At 39.6% G+C, this 19572-nt stretch carries 21 protein-coding genes and 1 tRNA gene; 5 read left to right on the forward strand and 17 right to left on the reverse strand.

The features are described 5' to 3' along the window. Positions 1 to 242: 242 nt before the first annotated feature. The gene (locus tag IAE20_RS14845; RefSeq protein WP_200461919.1) at positions 243 to 1943 is read right to left on the reverse strand and encodes an NAD-dependent malic enzyme; all 1701 of its coding nucleotides are present in this window, start codon (positions 1941 to 1943) and stop codon (positions 243 to 245) included. 817 nt (positions 1944 to 2760) lie between these two features. On the opposite strand from IAE20_RS14845, the gene argS reads away from it, so the two are divergent. Both argS and IAE20_RS14855 read left to right on the forward strand, forming a co-directional pair. Then, on the forward strand, positions 2761 to 4551 hold the full coding sequence (gene argS, locus IAE20_RS14850) for an arginine--tRNA ligase (RefSeq protein WP_200482927.1): 1791 nt from the start codon (positions 2761 to 2763) through the stop codon (positions 4549 to 4551). 75 nt (positions 4552 to 4626) lie between these two features. Next, a complete protein-coding gene (locus IAE20_RS14855; RefSeq protein WP_200482926.1) occupies positions 4627 to 5244 on the forward strand; it encodes an SPOR domain-containing protein in 618 nt (205 codons plus the stop codon). Between the two features lie 53 nt (positions 5245 to 5297). Here the strand turns inward: IAE20_RS14855 and IAE20_RS14860 are convergent, their stop codons facing one another. Further along, positions 5298 to 6557 (reverse strand): ParB/Srx family N-terminal domain-containing protein, encoded by a 1260-nt coding sequence (locus IAE20_RS14860; protein ID WP_200482925.1) that lies wholly within the window; start codon positions 6555 to 6557, stop codon positions 5298 to 5300. 81 nt (positions 6558 to 6638) lie between these two features. Then, the gene (locus IAE20_RS14865; RefSeq protein ID WP_200482924.1) at positions 6639 to 7553 is read right to left on the reverse strand and encodes a DMT family transporter; all 915 of its coding nucleotides are present in this window, start codon (positions 7551 to 7553) and stop codon (positions 6639 to 6641) included. A gap of 174 nt (positions 7554 to 7727) precedes the next feature. Between IAE20_RS14865 and IAE20_RS14870 the strand changes: the two genes are divergently transcribed. Then, positions 7728 to 8594 (forward strand): helix-turn-helix domain-containing protein, encoded by an 867-nt coding sequence (locus IAE20_RS14870; RefSeq protein WP_200482923.1) that lies wholly within the window; start codon positions 7728 to 7730, stop codon positions 8592 to 8594. A gap of 11 nt (positions 8595 to 8605) precedes the next feature. Here the strand turns inward: IAE20_RS14870 and IAE20_RS14875 are convergent, their stop codons facing one another. The 9 genes from IAE20_RS14875 to IAE20_RS14915 form a co-directional block, all read right to left on the reverse strand. Next, positions 8606 to 9247 (reverse strand): glutathione S-transferase, encoded by a 642-nt coding sequence (locus IAE20_RS14875; protein WP_200461925.1) that lies wholly within the window; start codon positions 9245 to 9247, stop codon positions 8606 to 8608. Between the two features lie 102 nt (positions 9248 to 9349). Then, positions 9350 to 9748, reverse strand: a complete 399-nt coding sequence (locus IAE20_RS14880; RefSeq protein ID WP_200461926.1) for an OsmC family protein — start codon at positions 9746 to 9748, stop codon at positions 9350 to 9352. Then, positions 9745 to 10692, reverse strand: a complete 948-nt coding sequence (locus IAE20_RS14885; RefSeq protein WP_200482922.1) for a pirin family protein — start codon at positions 10690 to 10692, stop codon at positions 9745 to 9747. Before IAE20_RS14885 ends, IAE20_RS14880 begins: the two co-directional genes overlap by 4 nt. Before the next feature lie 258 nt (positions 10693 to 10950). Beyond that, positions 10951 to 11235 carry a DUF2798 domain-containing protein gene (locus IAE20_RS14890; protein WP_200482921.1) on the reverse strand — a complete coding sequence of 95 codons (285 nt, stop codon included), beginning with the start codon at positions 11233 to 11235 and terminating at the stop codon, positions 10951 to 10953. 35 nt (positions 11236 to 11270) lie between these two features. Continuing rightward, positions 11271 to 11573 (reverse strand): DUF3861 domain-containing protein, encoded by a 303-nt coding sequence (locus tag IAE20_RS14895; protein ID WP_200461929.1) that lies wholly within the window; start codon positions 11571 to 11573, stop codon positions 11271 to 11273. 35 nt (positions 11574 to 11608) lie between these two features. After that, a complete protein-coding gene (locus IAE20_RS14900) occupies positions 11609 to 12133 on the reverse strand; it encodes a PadR family transcriptional regulator (RefSeq protein ID WP_200482920.1) in 525 nt (174 codons plus the stop codon). A 567-nt stretch (positions 12134 to 12700) separates the two neighbouring features. Further along, a complete protein-coding gene (guaA, locus tag IAE20_RS14905) occupies positions 12701 to 14269 on the reverse strand; it encodes a glutamine-hydrolyzing GMP synthase (protein WP_200461931.1) in 1569 nt (522 codons plus the stop codon). Between the two features lie 134 nt (positions 14270 to 14403). Then, complete coding sequence (locus IAE20_RS14910) at positions 14404 to 14772, reverse strand: NirD/YgiW/YdeI family stress tolerance protein (RefSeq protein ID WP_200482919.1); 369 nt, start codon at positions 14770 to 14772, stop codon at positions 14404 to 14406. 115 nt (positions 14773 to 14887) lie between these two features. Continuing rightward, complete coding sequence (locus IAE20_RS14915; protein ID WP_200482918.1) at positions 14888 to 15310, reverse strand: DoxX family protein; 423 nt, start codon at positions 15308 to 15310, stop codon at positions 14888 to 14890. A gap of 204 nt (positions 15311 to 15514) precedes the next feature. Between IAE20_RS14915 and IAE20_RS14920 the strand changes: the two genes are divergently transcribed. Further along, positions 15515 to 16168, forward strand: coding sequence for a DedA family protein (locus IAE20_RS14920; protein ID WP_200461934.1), 654 nt, complete (start codon positions 15515 to 15517; stop codon positions 16166 to 16168). A gap of 2 nt (positions 16169 to 16170) precedes the next feature. On the opposite strand, the gene IAE20_RS14925 is transcribed toward IAE20_RS14920, so the two are convergent. The 5 genes from IAE20_RS14925 to IAE20_RS14945 form a co-directional block, all read right to left on the reverse strand. Further along, the gene (locus IAE20_RS14925) at positions 16171 to 16761 is read right to left on the reverse strand and encodes a LysE family translocator (RefSeq protein ID WP_200461935.1); all 591 of its coding nucleotides are present in this window, start codon (positions 16759 to 16761) and stop codon (positions 16171 to 16173) included. Positions 16762 to 16975: 214 nt separating this feature from the next. Beyond that, positions 16976 to 17362 carry a hypothetical protein gene (locus tag IAE20_RS14930; protein ID WP_200482917.1) on the reverse strand — a complete coding sequence of 129 codons (387 nt, stop codon included), beginning with the start codon at positions 17360 to 17362 and terminating at the stop codon, positions 16976 to 16978. A gap of 13 nt (positions 17363 to 17375) precedes the next feature. Next, positions 17376 to 18212 (reverse strand): ParA family protein, encoded by an 837-nt coding sequence (locus IAE20_RS14935; RefSeq protein ID WP_200482916.1) that lies wholly within the window; start codon positions 18210 to 18212, stop codon positions 17376 to 17378. A gap of 81 nt (positions 18213 to 18293) precedes the next feature. Beyond that, the gene (locus IAE20_RS14940) at positions 18294 to 18686 is read right to left on the reverse strand and encodes a SirB2 family protein (protein ID WP_200461938.1); all 393 of its coding nucleotides are present in this window, start codon (positions 18684 to 18686) and stop codon (positions 18294 to 18296) included. A gap of 24 nt (positions 18687 to 18710) precedes the next feature. Continuing rightward, positions 18711 to 19019: a BolA family protein gene (locus IAE20_RS14945; RefSeq protein WP_200482915.1), complete on the reverse strand. Its 309-nt coding sequence runs from the start codon at positions 19017 to 19019 to the stop codon at positions 18711 to 18713. A gap of 201 nt (positions 19020 to 19220) precedes the next feature. Here IAE20_RS14945 and IAE20_RS14950 point away from each other — a divergent pair. After that, positions 19221 to 19296 (forward strand) — tRNA-Gly (locus IAE20_RS14950). Positions 19297 to 19572 lie beyond the last annotated feature (276 nt).

Below are 19572 nucleotides of genomic sequence, written 5' to 3' on the forward strand. Positions count from 1 at the left end.
ATTGGACATGAAGAGTGCGGTGTAGGGTTCCTAAACCTAAGTGTTCTAATAAAGTAGGAAGATTATTTAACATCATATTTTCTTCATTTATAATTTTATTGATATAAATCAGTCCTGAGTTTAAAAAATGAATAAAAAATAGTCTTGTCGGATTTTTATATTTTTTTTAGCAGAATAAACAAAAAAAGAGCCGAAGCTCTTTTCTTAATCAGGTATCAATCTAGTTTGGAAATAAATTCAAATTAAAATGGTACACGCTTATATGTTCGATATTCAGGTTGCCAGAATTCTTTTTCCATATTGATCTGAATTTGTTCATCACTCAGAGGAACAGCGACACCGTCTGCGATCGCAGCTTGTGCAACTTTTAATGCAATTACTCTGGAGACTTTCTGTATGTCAGAAAGTGGTGGAAGTAAATCAGCTTCAGAATTCTGTAGCAATGGTGAACAATCGGCCAATGCGTTACTGGATGCCATCAACATATTTTCAGTCACACGTTTCGCGCCAGACGCGATCACGCCCAAACCAATCCCTGGAAAAATATAAGAGTTATTGCATTGTGCAATATTATACAATCGCCCCTGATAATTGACTGGAGTAAAAGGGCTGCCAGTGGCAATCAATGCACGACCATTGGTCCATTGAATAATATCAGCAGGAACCGCCTCCACCCGTGAAGTTGGGTTGGATAAAGGCATAACAATTGGACGTTCGCAATTTGCACTCAGTGCCTCTATCACTTCTTGCGTAAATAGACCCGGCTGACCTGAGACACCAATCAATACTGTCGGTTGAGCATGCTTCACCACATCCAGTAAAGAAATAACCTCTTCTACATTGCCCCAGTCTGAAATCACTTCGGCTTTTTGTGCAAGTTTTCGCTGGAAATCCAATAAATTTGGCTGATTCTCTGTAATCAAACCAAAACGATCCACCATAAATACACGAGCTCGGGCTTCACTATCACTTAAACCCTCAGCAATCATTTGAGCAACAATCTGTTCTGCAATCCCGCATCCCGCGGAACCGGCACCAAGAAAAGTTACAATTTGATCTTTGAGTTGTTTACCCGCAGCACGACTTGCTGCAATTAAACTTCCCACCGATACTGCAGCAGTACCTTGAATATCATCGTTAAAACAGCAGAATTTATCGCGATATTTCGTTAATAACGGCATGGCATTTTTTTGTGCAAAATCTTCAAACTGAATCAGTGCATGTGGCCAGCGACGACGAATTCCAGTTAAGACCTGATCAATAAAATCATAGTATTCATCACCACTAATTCGCGGTTCACGCCAACCCATATACAATGGATCATTGAGTAATTGTTGATTATTGGTTCCAACATCAATGGTAATTGGCAAAGTATAAGCAGGGCTGATACCACCACACGCGGTATAAAGTGAGAGCTTACCAATCGGAATCCCCATTCCCCCGATGCCCTGATCACCCAATCCTAAAATACGCTCACCGTCCGTAATCACAATAACCTTAACATTACGTCGATTAATATTTTGCAAAATATCATCAATATGTTCACGGTCTGGATAAGACACAAATACCCCACGGTGACGGCGATAAATATCAGAAAAACGCTGACATGCCTCTCCAACTGTCGGGGTATAAATAATAGGCATCATTTCTTCTAAATGATCTTCAATTAAACGGTAAAACAGAGTTTCATTCGTGTCCTGAATATTTCGTAGATAAATGTGCTTATTGATCGCGTCATTAAACGCTGTGAACTGTTGATAAGATCGTTGACTCTGTTCTTCGATCGTTTCAATCACATGTGGCAATAAACCATGTAAATTAAAATGGCCTCGTTCTTCTTGAGAAAAAGCCGAACCTTTATTGAGTAGTGGGAGTTCTAGAAGGGTATAGCCAGCATAAGGAATATAAAGTGGATGTTTTTGGGTCGTATTTTCAGCGGTCATTGCCTATCTCATTGTTCAGCTCAAGTGCTGAACGGTTATTCATTTAAATCATCGGTTCGCTATAGCTTACGCCCTTTTTTAGCAAAATAGGTATTTCTAAAATTGATAGTGCTGTAGACAACATTTTATGTTCAAATAAGATCATTTTTTATTCATTTCATGCTTCGTTTTTATATTCTGAGGAAGACACAAAAAAGGCGCTCGGATGTACTTTGCAACTCTAACTATTTTATTCTATTGATAATAATTATGCCTTTGCTTAATACATCTGTTTTTAAAATCTATGGTGTTAGCGTAGTATTGTTAGTAACAGGCTATCACACCCTTTTACAACAGCTCATAAAGGGGGTTCATGATTTCGTGAAAAAGCGTTTAATCCCGAAATCGATGACATAGGCACTGTAGATATAAATAAAAATAAGCAAAAAAAGAGTGGGATTTATAAAAAATAAAACCGATCTCCTATCTAAATGAGGAGGACAAAATGAGACAAACTCAATTTCTGCTGAACACTAAAACCGATTTCAATCTATTTAAGCTCTTTGCACCTCAAAAACTTAAGACTTTTAAAAAGATATTGCAAACTTGAAGACCGTCAAAATATATCATGCAAATATTTATATCCCTTTAAAATCAATATACTGAATAACTCTATAAACCAGTTTCACATCAAAAATGGCCTAAAATAAAACATTCAATCCTCCCCATTAATCCCTCTCCTTAAATTAAATCGGTTTGGAGAGAAAACAGCCTCACCTAAAGTAGACAAAATTTGCTATATTTAGCGTTTTTCCGCGAACATTCGTTTTAGATAGATATGAATACCGCCATACAAGCAGCTCTTGATCATGCCGTGCAATCTCTTCAGCAAGCTGAGATTCTTCCTTCGGATTGGACTAACAACAGTGTGTTAACCCGAACCAAAGACCGAAGTCATGGTGACTTTGCTTCTAACATAGCTATGGTTGGAGCAAAAGCTGCGGGTATGAAGCCACGTGATTTGGCTGAAAAGGTTTTGGCTCACTTACCAGCAGTGGCAGATATTACTAAGGCTGAAATTGCAGGGCCAGGTTTTATCAACTTTTTCTTAAATGCGGATCAGCGCTATGCCGTGCTAGACCAAATTCAGGCCCAAAAGGAGCAATTTGGCCGCAGTCAGGCAAATGGCGCACAAAAAATTCAGGTTGAGTTTGTCTCGGCCAATCCAACCTCGAGCCTTCACGTCGGACATGGTCGCGGTGCTGCATATGGCATGACCGTGGCGAATTTACTAGAAGCAACGGGTGCCAAAGTCGATCGTGAATATTATGTCAATGATGCAGGTCGTCAAATGGATATTTTGGCAACTTCGACTTATTTACGTTATTTGGAATTACTTGGACAGAATCTGGTTTTTCCTAAAAATGCTTATCAGGGCGATTATGTTAAGGAAATTGCACAAAGTATTATCGATCAGGATGCAGAAACCTACGTTCGTGCGGTAGCCGATGTTTATAATGATGTACCAGAAGATGTGCAATATGCAGCTGAACTGGATACAGATGGCAATAAAGTTGTCCTTTCGGGTGATAAAGAAAAACATATTGATGGCCTGATCACCAACTCACAACAATTACTGGGTGAAGGTTATCGTGTATTTCATCAGGCAGCGCTTAAAGCTATTTTGGATGATATTAAAGATGACCTTGCTGATTTTGGCGTAACTTTTGATCGTTGGTTTAGTGAAGCATCTCTCGCCGATAAAATCGAAGAAGCTTTGCAAACACTGGATCAACGTGGTTTTCTATATGAAAAAGACGGTAACATCTGGTTTAAATCAACTGAATTTGCTGATGAAAAAGATCGTGTAGTAAAACGTCGTAACGGTCAAACCACTTATTTTGCTTCTGACATCGCTTATCATTTAGATAAATTACAACGCGGTTATACGCATATCGTGGATATCTGGGGGTCAGATCACCACGGTTATATCGCACGTGTAAAAGCTGCGATTGATGCGATGGGTTATGATTCTGCCAAACTCACTGTACTTCTGGTTCAGTTTGTAAGCCTATGGCGTAGTGGTGAAATGGTACAAATGTCATCACGTTCTGGACAATTTGTGACTTTACGTGAACTACGTGAAGAAGTGGGTAATGATGCAGCACGTTTTTACTACGTAATGCGCAAATCTGAACAACATATTGACTTTGATTTAGATCTGGCTGTATCACAAAGCAAGGACAATGCGGTGTATTATATTCAATATGCACATGCACGTATCTGTCGTATGTTGGAAAAAGCAGCTACGAGCAATGTTAACTTTGATGCAGTTCAAGCACGTCAACATGCTTCACGTCTGGAACTAGATGCAGAAACAGAAATTCTATCGAAATTGGCAGCCTATCCAGATATTATTGTACGTGCAGCAAATGCTTACGAACCCCATCAAATTGGCAACTATTTGAAAGAGTTAGCAGCATTATTTCATGGCTGGTACAATGAACATAAAGTCTTGAATGATGATGCAGAATTAACACAAGCTCGTCTTTTGTTGTCAGTGAATGTACAACAAGTGTTGCGCAATGGCTTAGAATTGCTTGGCGTATCTGCGCCTGCATCAATGTAAATCATCTATCGTTTGACTTGCACCTCAGACCACTACCTGTTTTGGTCTGATGACCTAATTTGAAGAGGATTTCACGTGTTTGGAAAAACGCAGCGCGGTGTATCTGAGCGACCAAATAAACCGAAAAAACCACTGATTCCAAAGTGGTTAGGAACATTAGTGGCTATTTTGGTTCTGATGTGCATTGCCGTAGTGCTGATGCTATGGAAACCGTGGAAACCTGTTTCAACCAAAAATGAAGTGACTTCTCCACATTATCAGGAAGAAGAAACCAATCATGACTACCGTTTCTACGATTTACTACCACAGCAACAAGTCACTCCGATTCCAGAACAAGCCGTGCCAGAAACTAAGCCACAACAACCTGTGGTGATTGTAGAGGCTCCACGTGAAACCAGCGCACCTGTGAGTAACGATCCTACTGCTGCCGTTGCAGCCGAAGAAAGCGTACAACAACCTCACCAAGCAAGCTATATCTTGCAAGTCCGTAGCTATCCTGATCCAGACAGTGCCGATGCTCGACGTGCAGAAATCATTCTCAATGGTTTATCTGCCGATGTAGTGAAAAGTGTAGAAAATGGAAAAACATGGTATCGCGTTGTTTCTGGACCTTATGATTCTCAAGAAGCAGCGGTTGCAGCACAGCAAACGTTGCAACATAGTGGTATTGACTCTATTCTCGTAAAACGATAAAAGATCCATATCATAAAAAAGAACGCAGTTCGCGTTCTTTTTTATTTAAATGATTACCAACCCCAACACGTCCCCGTAGTAGGTTGACCACATTCACGATAATGAATAGCATACCAGACGCTGCCTCCAGATCGAGGTGTGCCATCTTTTTTCACTTCATCACGATTCAGCTCATCAAAAGTGCTAATCGCATCGGCTGATACTGAACCTTTATCAGCATTTTTCTGTAAGTTTAAGCTGCCCAAGCTCTTTGCAGTCTGATCCTGATAAATCACCGTCTCTGGTGCCGCGGTCCCGATTAATAAAGCATAATTGGCAACGGCAGCAGTATAACCAGTGGCACTACCTGACAATGTTAAATCCTTTTTGATGGTGGTACTTGCCAGTACATCTGCCCCACCATAAGTTTTCGGATCAAGATGATAAAAGCTTAAAGGCTGCACAATGCCTGTTTTGACCTGAGCTTCTAACCAGTCTTGCCATAAAAATTCCAGAAAGTCAGTTGCATTGTCAGGTTTGCTATACCCAATATCTCGGACAAAATACATCAGTGAACGATACTGATTTTCTTCCATTCCTGTCGGATTGGTAACGGATTGAAGTCCGAGATTTTTGGGTAACTGCTGATAGGTAATATTTTGGTTTTGCCCATTACGCAACCATGCACGGCCATTACTCACCATTTTCGCCCAGAACTCATCTGCCGTTTTGATATCGCTGTAATTGTCCACAACACGCACCCAAACCGCTAGAGATTCTCCGCCATCTGGCAATTCACGTAATTGAGTCATGGTATGATGACCATCTGTCAAATATAAACGACCATCATAGCCAATCACCACCGTCTTCAAATCAGCGGTTTCTGTACCTGGCTTTTCAGCACAGCCAAAACTATCCAGCTGCTTTAAATTTGCCGATTTAAGTTGATCGATACTATTAAAGTCATCACGACTTTTCGCCCCAATCGCCTCACAATAATCACTAAATTTTTTACCGATCGTTTTATTTAAATAGGTGAGTTGGTTACTTGCATCCGCTTGCCAAGTCTGACGATTCCAGTCCCCTTGCCAGCGCCCCAATTTATAATAAATCTGGTCATAGCCAACAGCACCTTGTGTAGGGATTAGATCGGCAATTTGTACCTGAAGAATGTCACCTGCTTTCGCATTTAAAAACCGTTGATCACGCTGATCGGTTTGAGTCGGCGGTGTATTCTGGCTTTGATCATCATTTGAATCATTACAAGCCGTTAAAGCTAAAACAGCACAGACACCCAAAGACAAAAAAGTCATATTTCTAGTCATTAATTTCATAAAATATCAATTATCTAAAGCTTGCTCGAAAAGATGCATATTGACGAGAAATTATTCAAAATAAATGACAAATGCTATTTCTCATTGATGTTTTAAGCTTTTAAGCCGATATGGCAATTTTAAAATCCATTGCGGTCGGTAAAATAAAATGAAATTTCCTAACAGAATTAAAATAACGCCTAATCCTGCACTCCATGTCCATTGATATCCTTCCCAAAAAGTGGACAGTGTCAAAGCCACCAAGGGAAATAATAACGTTGTATATGCCGCTTGTCCCGCCCCTATGCGCCCAACCAACAGAAAATAAGCGCTAAACCCAATCACTGATCCCACAACTGCCAGATATAATAAAGCACTGATGGCAATCCCTGATGATGTAGGAAAAAAGTCCTCCCCACGCAGTACCGCAGCGATTGCCATAAGAGTCGCTCCATACAGCATGCCATAGGCATTGGTACTCAACACATCTCGTCCATGTCGTTGATGACGAAGACTGATCATATTGCCCAAAGAAAAACCATAAGTCCCCAATACACATAGTAAAATAGCAAAAATCGTGTGCCCGTGGATCTCGGTTGCCGTTAAGTTATGCCAAAATAAGGCTAACATTCCGAGCAGTCCACACACTATTGCGGGGATAAAATAAACTGAAATACGTTGCTTAAAAAATAAATAACTATTCAAGGCATTAAAAATCACTGCCATTGAAAAAATCACCGCTTCAAGTCCACTATTGACATAAGCTACTGCGTTATAAAAACAAATAAAATTAAGCCCAAAAATACACAAGCCTTGCAATAAACAAAATAGATGATCCATAAATGTCAATTTTTTTAAACGTTTATATACGCATAACCCAGTAAATAGGATTAGAGCCGCAATAAAAAAACGCCAGAATACTGCAACAACAGGTGTAATATGGCCATGTTGTGCACTAATCGCAATCCATGTTGTTCCAAAAATGAAGACCACTAGCATGTATAACAGCGCATTCATTACCACACCCCTCTTGTTTAGAAAGAGTGTGGAATAAATGCGCTTTATCTGCTTTCAGGACTTTGTTTGACTTACATAATCTTGCGGTTTTTTGATGAGCTTAGGTGCGTGATGAGAGCAAAACTAGGTAAACTAATCCTGTGTTCTGAATGCTGAAATAATCAATATCTTACAATGAAATACCAGACTCTTGAGCAACTTCAACAGCATAAAACCCAACTGCTTGAAACAGTTCGACTCGGCTCGGGAATGCAAATTGCAGCGTGGAAAAATCAACATGATCTGGTCAGTGTATGCAGTAATCATCATACTTTGAGCCTCTATGTAAAAGGCGGTTATGAAAGTTATCGCAAAACACCCCATGGTTGGCGTAATGGGGGCGCACCCGATCGCTTTTGTCTAATGCCCCAAGGACAAGAGTCCACTTGGGATATCAGAGGTGACCTCAGTTTTGTACATTTGTACTATACCGATCAGCATTTGCGCAGCCTCGCAACCAAAATCTGGGACAGAGAACCTGCACAGATTCAACTTCAGGAACAAAGCTTTGTCGCAGATACTAAAGTGAGTAGCTTGTATCGACATTTTTTATTAGGTTGCGATTGGCAGGAACCTAGCAACCATTTACAACTCAGTAGCACTGCCAATTTATTACTTAATCATCTGTTACAACACTACAGCAATGTACAGTGGCAACTTCCACGTATAAAAGGGGGGCTTGCTCCATATCTGCTAAAACATATTAAACAATGGATTGAACAACATCTCGACCAAACCATTACCCTTGCGGATCTGGCAGAACAATCCCAATTAAGTGAATATCATTTTGCCCATATGTTTAAACAATCAACGGCCATTTCACCCCATCAATATGTATTACAGCAACGTTTACACAAGGCACATTCTCTGATTTTATCCAGCAAAAATGATTTAACAGACATCGCGTTGCAATGCGGTTTTAGCTCAGCCAGCCATTTTAGTACCCGATTTAAACAATATTACGGCTACCGCCCTTCACAACTTCGGCAAGGGCGTGCCTGACTTTAACGTTATTATTCAATACCTTTTTGTTTAGCGCGCTGATAAGCAGCCCGTGCCTGAATACGTTTTAAGAAAGCCTGAATATTGGGATATTGGCCTGTGGTACGAGTCAATATAGCGCCTAGTGGAAAACTCATCTGAATATCCGCGAAACTAAAATTTCCTGCAAAATAATCGTGTGAGGATAAATAGTCCTCCAAAAATGCAATGTGGTCTTTTAATCGCGGACGGATAAAGCCTGCTTTAATGCCATCGGTAATTTTATTGGCAATAGGACGAATGATAAAAGGTACATTTTTACCCACATTATTCATCACCAATTGAAACACTAGAAGTGGCATTAATGAACCTTCGGCATAGTGCATCCAATACAGATATTGAAAAGCATCTTCAGTATTTTGAGGCTTAAATTGATGCTGATGGTCATATCGACTTTGTAGATACTCCAAAATCACCGCTGACTCGGCAATCGCGCGTTCATTGTCCTGTAAGATTGGTGCTTTACCCAAAGGATGAATCTGTTTAAGTTCAGGTGGCGCTGCAAATGTCGGTAAGCGTTTATAATATTTAACTTGATAGTCTTGTTCTAACTCTTCCAGAGCCCATAAAATCCGAAAGGAACGTGATTGTTCCAAATGATGTAAAGTCAACATATTCTGCTCTATTTCTCGCCATTATTTTCAAGTATCGTTATAGCATTAAGCCCATGACAATGGCATGGGCTTAAACGATACAGTCATTTAATTACAACGTAACTAACCTAATGTTGTTTTTATTTCCAGACTGCGCAATAAAGTCTTAGTTACTGGAGTTTTGCTACAAACGTTCAGCACTTTTTCCTGCAATTCAGCAGACAATGGATTCTTAAAGGTTACACGGCGCTCTATCCATTCCTGTTGTTCTTTATTCATAAAAAAATCCACTTCCACACTAAATTCGCCCAAGTCGATTTCTTTATGTTGCGCGTACATACGCAAGGTAATCATGGTACAAGAAGCCAGACTTGCCGTAAGAAAATCATAAGGTGCAGGCCCAGTATCATGCCCACCAAAAGCTTCAGGTTTATCGGTAATAAAATGGTGTTTACCGCTGGTAATTTCACCCTTCCACGGTGCAGGATCCGTTTTAACAATACTACGTGCAATCACACTCATTTGGATGCTCTCATTTGATCAGGGAATGTTGGGGCTTCGAGCCGTGCGCCGTCATAATCAGGAATTTCACCAAAGCGAGGGTCATGATTGATCCATTGTTCACGCGCTTCACGTAAACCTTCAGTGGTACGTCCCACCAGATTCCACCACAGCAGAATCGGAGTTTCAAAAGGTTCACCACCAATAAGCAATACCCGATGACCTTTTGGAATTTCAATCTCAATATGCTCTAGCCCAGGCTCTAATACCAGCATGTTATCTTGCGTCAGTTCATGGCCATTGACCTGTGCATGACCATCCAATGCCAAAAAGCCATATTCAAATTTTGGATTGAGTGGAATGCGAGTGTGACTATCTGTTTGTGCAGTCATATCGACACCGAGTAACGGTGTATGTACAGCAACAGGCGAAGTTTCCCCCATAAATTCACCAACCAGTATCGTAAACTCAATCTGATCCTGTTCAGTTCTAGGTAGTTCTGGATAATGATCAAACTGTGGCGGCATATTTAGTTTTTCATCGGGTAACGCGATCCACAACTGTGCTGCATGCATTTTGGTTTCAGTTTTAGGAGCAACTTCAGTATGTGAAATACCATGTCCTGCGGTCATCAAATTGACCTGATACGGACGTATAAGTTGTTTACTTCCTAGACTATCGGTATGCATCATGGTGCCTTCGATCATCCAAGTAAATGTTTGCAAGCCCGTATGCGGGTGCGGCCCTACGTCCAGACCATCGCCTTGAGGAAAAGTCACAGGGCCTGCATGATCCAGAAAACACCACGCACCAATCATACGTTTTTGCCGACTTGGCAATGCACGCTTGATGATTGTACCTTTGCCAATTTCAGCACTGCGAATCTGAAAATCCTGAATAAATTGATTAATATAAGTTTCACAATCCTGCGAGTCGGAGATTTCCGTATAATTCGTATTGGTCATTTTGTTATCCTAAAGTTATGATCAGTTCAGGATGTCTTTTCAACATCATTTCATTGTTTTGATTTTAGCCAGCCAATTCGCTTAAACCTATGCTTATCTTAATACGCTGAATACTCTATATAGGACAATAATAGTTTTGTTTTTGTTGTCAATGTGCGAATAAAAGTAGACAGATCATGATTGAAGTCATGTAAAAAATATCAATAAACGTTCATAAGCCCCTATCAGGACCCATGACTCGTTTCAAAGCTTAAAATATTATTTAGGAGGATAAGGTGGATTTAAATCTACCAATAAACCAGTCAAACGGCGCACCAATGGGAGAAAAACAAGTACGGTAGGGAATGCAATCATCCAGGAAAATAGCCAGATATCCACCCACTTTGTGAAAAACCCCTCAAACCAGCCAATATTTTTCCATAAATTAATCATGGAAATCGTACCGCTCATCAGTCCTGAGAGAAATAACGGCATCAGCAAAACGGCAAATTTTGCAGGAAGCTTAGGAAGTTTGCCAATGATCATGATAGGTTCATTTTGCATGCTGATTACTCACGATGTTCGTTTGCTCATTACGATTAGGTATCTTTCTTGACGTTCTGTTTTAAATTTTTCATAAATTGTTTAACCGCAGGCTCAAACTCTTTAAACAGAATATGATCTCGATGTGTCATGATCACTTCTAAAAATAGTTTTAGACCTACGGCAAACGCTTTTGTTGTGTCTTCATCAAAAAACTCTGCAGCTTTTAAGCGTTCCACAATTTTGAAAATATCATCATGATTCCCAACATCAAATTCGATATTTTCATCATAAGTTGATGCATGACCTTTTGCATCGGCAAGGTGTTGTACGGTTACATGATATTGATGTTGTTTCATATTTGCTCTCGATCTATTCCAATGTCATTTCAATTTTACAAACGGCCAATTTCAACTGCCGCCTGATCAATCTTTTCTGCAATTTGATGAATGTGTTCTGCTTTTAAATCTGCAACATTCAGTTTAAGACGCAGCGCTGTTTTGAGGTTTTCCATCGCACGATGAATATCAATGAGTTGATCATTGCCATGAATTTCACGTCTCAAACGTAGTTTTTCCAATAACGCAGTCAGCATGTCCTGCTGTTGGTTTAAATACACCGTGCCCTCTTCAGTCACCTGATACTGCTTACGCTCCGTATCTAGCAATGAAATCAGCTTCATTTCTTCCAGATTGGTCAATGTCGGATAAATCGTGCCGGCACTAGGACTATAATCACCACCGACTAAGTCACTAATTTCTTTAATGATTTCATAACCATGTTTGGGGCTTTGTTGAATCAGATGCAAAACCAGAAGTTTCATGCGACCGGATTCAAATAAACGTCCACGACGGCCTGGACGTTGCGGGACATCATGAGAGGAAGAGGGTTCACAATGATGATCAGATGCATGTTTCATCTTATTTTCCCAGACTGATTAATTTATACATATTAAGATATATCTTAAAATATCTTTTATCAAGTTAAAACTTTTAAACATATATTAATGCATTGTTAAATAATGAAATTATTAATTTACCCAATCTTGCTTTAAGATATTAAGATATAAAAAAATGTTTGGAATGCTCTTTTATTGACAATAAGTACCTAACTTACTCACAAAGTAACCAAGCCCTTATAAATTTAGTCTTTTATTTTTAGCAGGCCGTTACAAGTGAATAAGATTTTTAAATTCATTTCAGCTAATCGTGATTAACAGATTCATTGATTAAAATTATTCAATATAAATCAATTTTTAAAATTAAAATTCATCATAAAACAGTAAAAAGCCGACTTGGAAAAGTCGGCCTTTTTTGAATGATGTGAATAGTCTTTCAAACACTTCAAGCTTTTTGAAAGCCCTCTGCCACACGCAGAGCGCTTGGTGTAAAATCGGCAAAATGCGTTGCCTTTTGAAGGCCCTCTGCCGCGAGCACAGCTCTTGGCGTAATTCAGGCAAAAAGCTTAGCTTTTTGAAAGCCCTGAATTACTCCCATTCAATCGTAGCAGGTGGCTTAGATGACACGTCATAAACGACACGGGAAACATCTTTGATTTCGTTCATGATACGCGTTGAAATTTTATCAACCAAATCATAAGGGAGATGAGCAAAACGTGCAGTCATAAAGTCAACCGTTTCCACAGCACGAAGTGCAATCACCCATGCATAACGACGGCCATCACCCACCACACCTACAGATTTTACAGGTTGGAATACCGCAAAGGCCTGTGCAGTTTTATCATACCAACCGCTGGCACGAAGCTCTTGCATAAAGATGTCATCAGCCAGACGAAGAATATCTGCATATTCTTTCTTCACTTCACCCAAAATACGTACCCCCAGACCTGGTCCAGGGAACGGATGACGATAAATCATGCTGTGTGGAAGACCCAGTGTTGTGCCCAGCTTACGAACTTCATCTTTAAACAAGTCACGTAACGGCTCAACCAAGTCAAAAGCTAAATCTTCTGGCAAACCACCGACATTATGGTGGGATTTAATCACATGCGCTTTACCTTGTTTGCTGGCAGCAGATTCAATCACATCAGGATAAATCGTTCCTTGCGCAAGGAATTTTACGCCATCTAGTTTACGCGCTTCTTCAGCAAATACTTCGATAAACTCACGACCAATGATTTTACGCTTTTTCTCTGGATCCACTTCACCCGCTAGCGCAGTGAGGAAACGCTCTTCTGCATCGGCACGAATGACGCGGATTCCCATGTTATCTGCGAACATTTGCATCACTTGATCACCTTCGTTTAGACGAAGTAAACCATTGTCTACAAATACACATGTTAACTGGTCACCAATCGCTTTATGCAACAATGCAGCAACGACCGATGAATCGACACCACCCGATAAACCGAGTAAAACTTTTTCATCACCAATTTGCTGACGAAGTTGCTCTACACGTAAATCAATAATGTGTTCTGGTGTCCATAAGCCACCACATCCACAAATTTTATGGACAAAATTAGACAGCAACTCTGCACCTTTGGCAGTATGTGTCACTTCAGGATGGAACTGAACACCATAGAAACGTCGGGTTTCATCAGATGCTGCCGCATATGGACAGCTTGGTGTACTCGCTGTTGTATGGAAACCTTCTGGTAAACGCCCTACTTTGTCACCATGACTCATCCAGACATGCAGTTGATCTTCACGATCCTGCAAATTACCAATCAGTTGGTCACGTTGTTGAATATCAACTTCTGCATAGCCAAACTCATGCACAGTCCCCGGTTCAACTTTACCGCCCAACTGTTCAGACATGGTTTGAAAACCATAACAAATTCCCAATACAGGTACACCAAGTTCAAATACAACTTGAGGCGCACGCGGACTACCTTCCTCATGCACACTTTCAGGCCCACCTGACAAAATCACGCCATTTGGATTAAAAGCACGGATGTCTTCTTCAGACATATCAAAAGCATACATTTCAGAATATACACCTGCTTCACGTACACGACGTGCAATCAGCTGGCTGTATTGAGATCCGAAATCCAGAATCAAGATACGATCATCAGTAATGTGGGTATTGGTTGTCATGATTACGCAACTATGCAAGGCAACGAGAGAAGCGCAATATTCTAGCATTTTTCACGATGCCACGCACGTTCTTTCCATTGCCAAAAACTTGAATAAAAACAGTATAAAAAAGGCACTGAATCAGTGCCTTCTCTTTAATGCTGAATTTTTTCGATTTTTACCACTTCGATATCTGTTGGTTTATAGCGATGTGTATCCACCTCGCCCACGACACGAACATGATCGCCCACTTTTAAACCTGCTGCACGCCAAATGTCATCATCAATTTCTAGACTAATCGTGCCAGAACGATCTTTAAACTCATAATGGTCGCTTTTAATATGTTTGGTAATTTGACCTGTCAGCGTCACGCCAGTTTCATCTTTCATTTTGGCGACTTGCTGCACCGTTGCAATATTCTTTGCAGCTTCCTGAATAATTACATGATCATCTTTACCTGCAAATGTATGGGAAGATAAAACCACGGTAGCCAAGACTGAGGCACTAAGTATTAATTTTTTCATTATTCTCTCTAGGTTTAAATATTTTCAGAGTTATCTAAACAGAAAGTTAAAACGATGTCGGCTAGAGTTTTGTAATACAAGGTAAAATAAAGTTTACCTTGTACTTTTCCACATTTTATTTTTCAATTGCGGCATCTAGACTAAACTTGCCTGCGCCATGCAACATCAAGAAAAATAAGCCACCAGACATGGCAAAGTTTTTCATAAAGTTAATGGCTTGTGCCTGATCATCACCTGTATGAAAAATAAATGCGGTGATAATACTAAAAATGCCCAATCCTAAGGCTGCAAAACGTGCCTGAAAACCAAATAACAAGGCTAAACCACCGCCAAATTCAACTAAAATGGTTAAAGGTAGTAAGCCACCTGGTACACCCATTGCCTCCATATAGCCTACTGTTGCTGAATAAGCCGTGATTTTCCCCCAGCCTGCAACTAGAAAAATATAAGCCATCAGAATTCGTGCGATCAGTGAGATAACAGAATCTGCGCCAGATTGATTAACCATGTTTCTTACAACGATATTTGGATTAAACATAACATTTGCCCTTTAGATTGATTTCAAATTATGTTGTTTTGATGAGGCCATCTTAAGCTGGTTTGTTTTTGCAATAAATATTCATTTTCTAGACGTATCGTTCCAAATAAAAGACAATAAAAGATGTAACTTTTTACCTATTGATACTGACTTTCAGACACGGCACTGCTAGGATTTGATCACAATTTTGCGCTGTAGCCTGTCATGGAACTTATTGATTTTATTTTGCACGTTGATGATCATCTGCTCGAGTTTATTCGCAATTATGGCGTATGGATATATGCAATTTTGTTTCTGATTATTTTTGTGGAAACAGGGTTAGTGGTCATGCCCTTTTTACCAGGTGATAGCTTGCTATTTGCTGCAGGTGCATTAGCGGCATCTACAGGCGCAATGGATCCGTGGGTTTTAGGGATATTACTGTTTATTGCAGCGGTATTGGGCGACACGCTGAATTATCATATTGGTCGTTTTATAGGACCGCGTGTATTTGAAATTAACTCACGTTTTATTAACAAAGCACATCTGACCAAAACTCATGAGTTTTTTGAACGTCACGGCGGTAAAACTATTATTTTTGCCCGATTTATTCCTTTTGCACGGACCTTTGCTCCATTTGTGGCTGGCGCAGGCAGTATGAATTATAAGTTTTTCTTCACTTATAATGTAATTGGTGCTTTATGTTGGGTGGCTTCATTTATTACACTGGGATATTTATTTGGAAATATGCCAATGGTTAAGGATAATTTCACTCACCTCATTTTTGGGATTATTATTTTGAGCGTATTGCCTGGAATTATTGCGTTTATTCGCCAGAAATTTAGTCATAAACGTCAAGTTCTGAACTCTAAAAAGTAACATCAAAAGAACCGAAAAATGACGGGTAACATACATAACAACAACAACATTGCCGATCCTTTATATAAACGATCGGCTTTTAAACCCTTAATATTTCCTGCGAGTAAGGCACGACCAAATACCATCCAGAACCATGCACTAGGAAATAGAATTAAACTAAATACAGCTAAAACTAAAATTGCACTTTGCAGTGAATCCCACGTTTCAGGTGGAAAAATGCCCGCTGCAAACAAAAGAGCCTTAGGATTTTTTAATGTCGAAAAAAACACCTGTTTAGGTCGAATTGCTTTATGACTTTGACTATGTTTCTGTAAATGTGAGCTTTTCCATAAATTAAAAGCCAGCCAAATCACATACAAAGCACTAACAAGATGCAGAATTGGAGTAAGTGCTGGCCAGATCGGCTGTCCTAAATGAATTAATAATGCCCAAATCGCAATGCCATACAAATAACCTAACCATTCCGCAGGAATAAAAGAAGCAGTTTTTGTAATTCCTTGATGATGAGCAGCACTGGCAAACAACGCATTGGTTGGTCCAGGAATAAGAAGCACTGCAAGCATCGCCAATACAAAAAACCAGCTTTCAATCATAGAGTATCCATCGTAAAGAAGGTGGGCACACCTTATATGAAATTGAATTTAACTGACAAGTTTTATTGGCTGTTGAACCCATGAATTGATCTAGAAAAAACCATAAAAAGAAACTATACAATTGATTAAAAAAGATATTTTATGAAACATTTTGACAAAAAATTATTGAGTCCCGTTGCATCAAAACCACAAAACAGGACTCTTTTTCTATGTTCTAGCTGGCATTTTTCTTCACAATAATGGGACAGTTTTTAAATTGTGCAGCTTGCACAATCGCTTCCTGCTGGCCTAAAACCCGTGAAAGTTCGGTATTTTTCGTATCAGAAGATTGTCCCATATTTACGGAAACAGTTGGACCAAAGCCCCAACCGCCTCGTCCCCAACCTCCACCAAGTCCAACGCCTAAACCAACACCTGTACGTTTTGGTGTTTGTACGCCATTTTCGATATAGAGCTGAATACGATTATATTCACTTTGCAATTGTTGACAGTTGAGTGACTGGTACTGGGCAGGAGATACATACGTTGGTTTAACCGTTGTAGCACAGGCACCCAGCAATACCGTCAATGCTACCAGAGTAACTAAATATAAGCCTTTCATCGCTTTTCTCAAATTATTTAGGTTCAATTTCTGAGAACAGGGTCTGATACGCTTGTGTCAGTTTATGTTCTGGTGACAAATGAACCAATGGTAAGTTTTTCTGATGTGATTCTTTCATTAAAATCGAAGGCGGCAACATGCTATTTAATACGGGCAAACCTTCATCTTTTAACTGTTGGACCACTTCTCTTGGCAATTTTGCCTGTGCCTGAAATTGATTGACTACAATACCCTCAATTTCCAGACTATTATTATGATCATCTTGGGTTTCGATCACATTTTCAATCAAAGTTTGTAACGCACGTTTGGAAAAAACATCACAGTCGAATGGAATCAGCACACGATCTGCGGCTATCAATGCCGACAGGGTAAAGAAATTAAAAGCTGGCGGTGTATCAATATAAATCCGATCATATTGATTACTCAATTGTTGTAAAGAATCACGTAATTTATAGATTTTATGCTTGGTTTCAAGTGCATGTTCTAATGTACCGAGCGTTGGGCTGGCTGGAATTACATCTAGCTTTGGAAAGGCAGTACGATGCACATAGCTATCCAGACCTTTTGATCGTGATTTTAAGATTGAACCTATGGCATTACCAATCAGACCTTTTTGCTGGTTATTACCCAATACATCGTCAAAAAAGTTTTCAATATTCGGTTCTAAAGCATTTTTATCTGCGGAATAGGTTGCCTGTTCACCTAAAAGGTATTGGCTTGAATTCGCCTGAGGATCCAAATCAATGACCAGTGTCTTTAAATTTTGCTGAGCGCTAATTGCTGCCAGATTTACGGTGATACTCGATTTACCCACACCACCTTTTTGGTTAAATACCACCCGTGTAAACATGCTATCCCTCATCACTATTTTTTCAAACTTGTTTACAGTTTAACCTAGCACACAAATATAAATGTAAAGAATGTCAAACAATTAACTAAAAACTGGTTTTATTATCACCAATCCTAATACGGCAACAAAAGCCACGCAACCAATGACTAAACCTGCACGACGTTGTACCAGTAAAATAGATTGATCCTTTTTAAATGCTTTATTTAATGCAGAAAGCATCACTAAAAATAAAATGATCTTGGCATAAAACCACGTTTGTATTTGAAAATTGTTTAGATACAACAAAACAATTCCTGACACAACGAGTACAGTAAAACCCAGATGTTGTAGAGCAATCCAGATTTTTTTTGGCGCGGAAAATTCAGATTGATCTCGTGCATTCATCCATATCGGCATAGAACGAAACAATACTGCCAGACCCACCAACACTAAACCAACAATGTGAATAATCACAACGAATAAATGTGTATCCATTTTTATCTAAATCTATCGGGTCGATTAATTTTTGGGTGCATGTGCACATTCAGGACTATCTGGGACTTGGCCTTGCCATTCATCAGGTGTATAGGCATGAATCGCCAAAGCATGAATTTTACCTGGACTCATCAGATCAGTTGCTACTGCATATACCTTTTGGTGGCGCTGCACTAATCGCAATCCCTGAAAAACTGGACTTACCACCGCCACTTTAAAATGGCTCTCTTTACCTGGGAAGTAGCCACCGTGACCTGAAGACTCATTGATCACTTCAAGATGCGTGGGTTGCAATGTATTTAAACGTTCAATCAGTTGTTGTTCTAAAGCCATCATAGCCACCTATTGGCATAGAAAGATGAATAGAAGTATAACCTGCCTATGGCTAAAACGCTGAAAAACTCATAATAAAGACACGTAAACTGAGTAACTCAAGCCCTAACGGAAAAAATATGATTTTATTTTATGCAATCAATAGCATTATTTGCATAAAGTGGTTGACCCTTGATTTGCTTAATGTATTATAAGCGGCACGCGGGAATAGCTCAGTTGGTAGAGCACAACCTTGCCAAGGTTGGGGTCGCGAGTTCGAGTCTCGTTTCCCGCTCCAGATTTTGAAAAGCCTCAGTCGAAAGATTGGGGCTTTTTCTTTTTGATTTATATGGTTTTTTCTTCTTAATAAAGCCGTGATTGTATTTGTATTATCAATATCACAGAGTCATATTAAAAAACTTTTGTGACCAAATTGTGCCCACGATAGAAAAATGAGCTCAATTGACCTTAAATGATTTGAAATTATGTACAAAAAACACTCTAAAAAATTAAGTATTTAAGGTCAATTTTTCTCTCTTTAGATGACAATGATCCACTATTTTTCTTTCTCAAT

Source organism: Acinetobacter sp. S54, from assembly GCF_016624945.1.
Taxonomy (GTDB): domain Bacteria; phylum Pseudomonadota; class Gammaproteobacteria; order Pseudomonadales; family Moraxellaceae; genus Acinetobacter.

What these genes read in the sequence shown, in the direction of transcription:
- IAE20_RS14845 (WP_200461919.1), bottom strand. Translation starts at nt 1,943, where the DNA reads ATGACCGCTGAAAATACGACCCAAAAACATCCACTTTATATTCCTTAT.
- IAE20_RS14865 (WP_200482924.1), bottom strand. Translation starts at nt 7,553, where the DNA reads ATGAATGCGCTGTTATACATGCTAGTGGTCTTCATTTTTGGAACAACA.
- IAE20_RS14870 (WP_200482923.1), top strand. Translation starts at nt 7,728, where the DNA reads ATGAAATACCAGACTCTTGAGCAACTTCAACAGCATAAAACCCAACTG.
- IAE20_RS14890 (WP_200482921.1), bottom strand. Translation starts at nt 11,235, where the DNA reads ATGCAAAATGAACCTATCATGATCATTGGCAAACTTCCTAAGCTTCCT.
- IAE20_RS14940 (WP_200461938.1), bottom strand. Translation starts at nt 18,686, where the DNA reads ATGGATACACATTTATTCGTTGTGATTATTCACATTGTTGGTTTAGTG.
- IAE20_RS14910 (WP_200482919.1), bottom strand. Translation starts at nt 14,772, where the DNA reads ATGAAAAAATTAATACTTAGTGCCTCAGTCTTGGCTACCGTGGTTTTA.
- IAE20_RS14875 (WP_200461925.1), bottom strand. Translation starts at nt 9,247, where the DNA reads ATGTTGACTTTACATCATTTGGAACAATCACGTTCCTTTCGGATTTTA.
- IAE20_RS14885 (WP_200482922.1), bottom strand. Translation starts at nt 10,692, where the DNA reads ATGACCAATACGAATTATACGGAAATCTCCGACTCGCAGGATTGTGAA.
- IAE20_RS14930 (WP_200482917.1), bottom strand. Translation starts at nt 17,362, where the DNA reads ATGAAAGGCTTATATTTAGTTACTCTGGTAGCATTGACGGTATTGCTG.
- IAE20_RS14915 (WP_200482918.1), bottom strand. Translation starts at nt 15,310, where the DNA reads ATGTTTAATCCAAATATCGTTGTAAGAAACATGGTTAATCAATCTGGC.
- IAE20_RS14900 (WP_200482920.1), bottom strand. Translation starts at nt 12,133, where the DNA reads ATGAAACATGCATCTGATCATCATTGTGAACCCTCTTCCTCTCATGAT.
- guaA (WP_200461931.1), bottom strand. Translation starts at nt 14,269, where the DNA reads ATGACAACCAATACCCACATTACTGATGATCGTATCTTGATTCTGGAT.
- argS (WP_200482927.1), top strand. Translation starts at nt 2,761, where the DNA reads ATGAATACCGCCATACAAGCAGCTCTTGATCATGCCGTGCAATCTCTT.
- IAE20_RS14925 (WP_200461935.1), bottom strand. Translation starts at nt 16,761, where the DNA reads ATGATTGAAAGCTGGTTTTTTGTATTGGCGATGCTTGCAGTGCTTCTT.
- IAE20_RS14880 (WP_200461926.1), bottom strand. Translation starts at nt 9,748, where the DNA reads ATGAGTGTGATTGCACGTAGTATTGTTAAAACGGATCCTGCACCGTGG.
- IAE20_RS14920 (WP_200461934.1), top strand. Translation starts at nt 15,515, where the DNA reads ATGGAACTTATTGATTTTATTTTGCACGTTGATGATCATCTGCTCGAG.
- IAE20_RS14860 (WP_200482925.1), bottom strand. Translation starts at nt 6,557, where the DNA reads ATGAAATTAATGACTAGAAATATGACTTTTTTGTCTTTGGGTGTCTGT.
- IAE20_RS14945 (WP_200482915.1), bottom strand. Translation starts at nt 19,019, where the DNA reads ATGGCTTTAGAACAACAACTGATTGAACGTTTAAATACATTGCAACCC.
- IAE20_RS14935 (WP_200482916.1), bottom strand. Translation starts at nt 18,212, where the DNA reads ATGTTTACACGGGTGGTATTTAACCAAAAAGGTGGTGTGGGTAAATCG.
- IAE20_RS14895 (WP_200461929.1), bottom strand. Translation starts at nt 11,573, where the DNA reads ATGAAACAACATCAATATCATGTAACCGTACAACACCTTGCCGATGCA.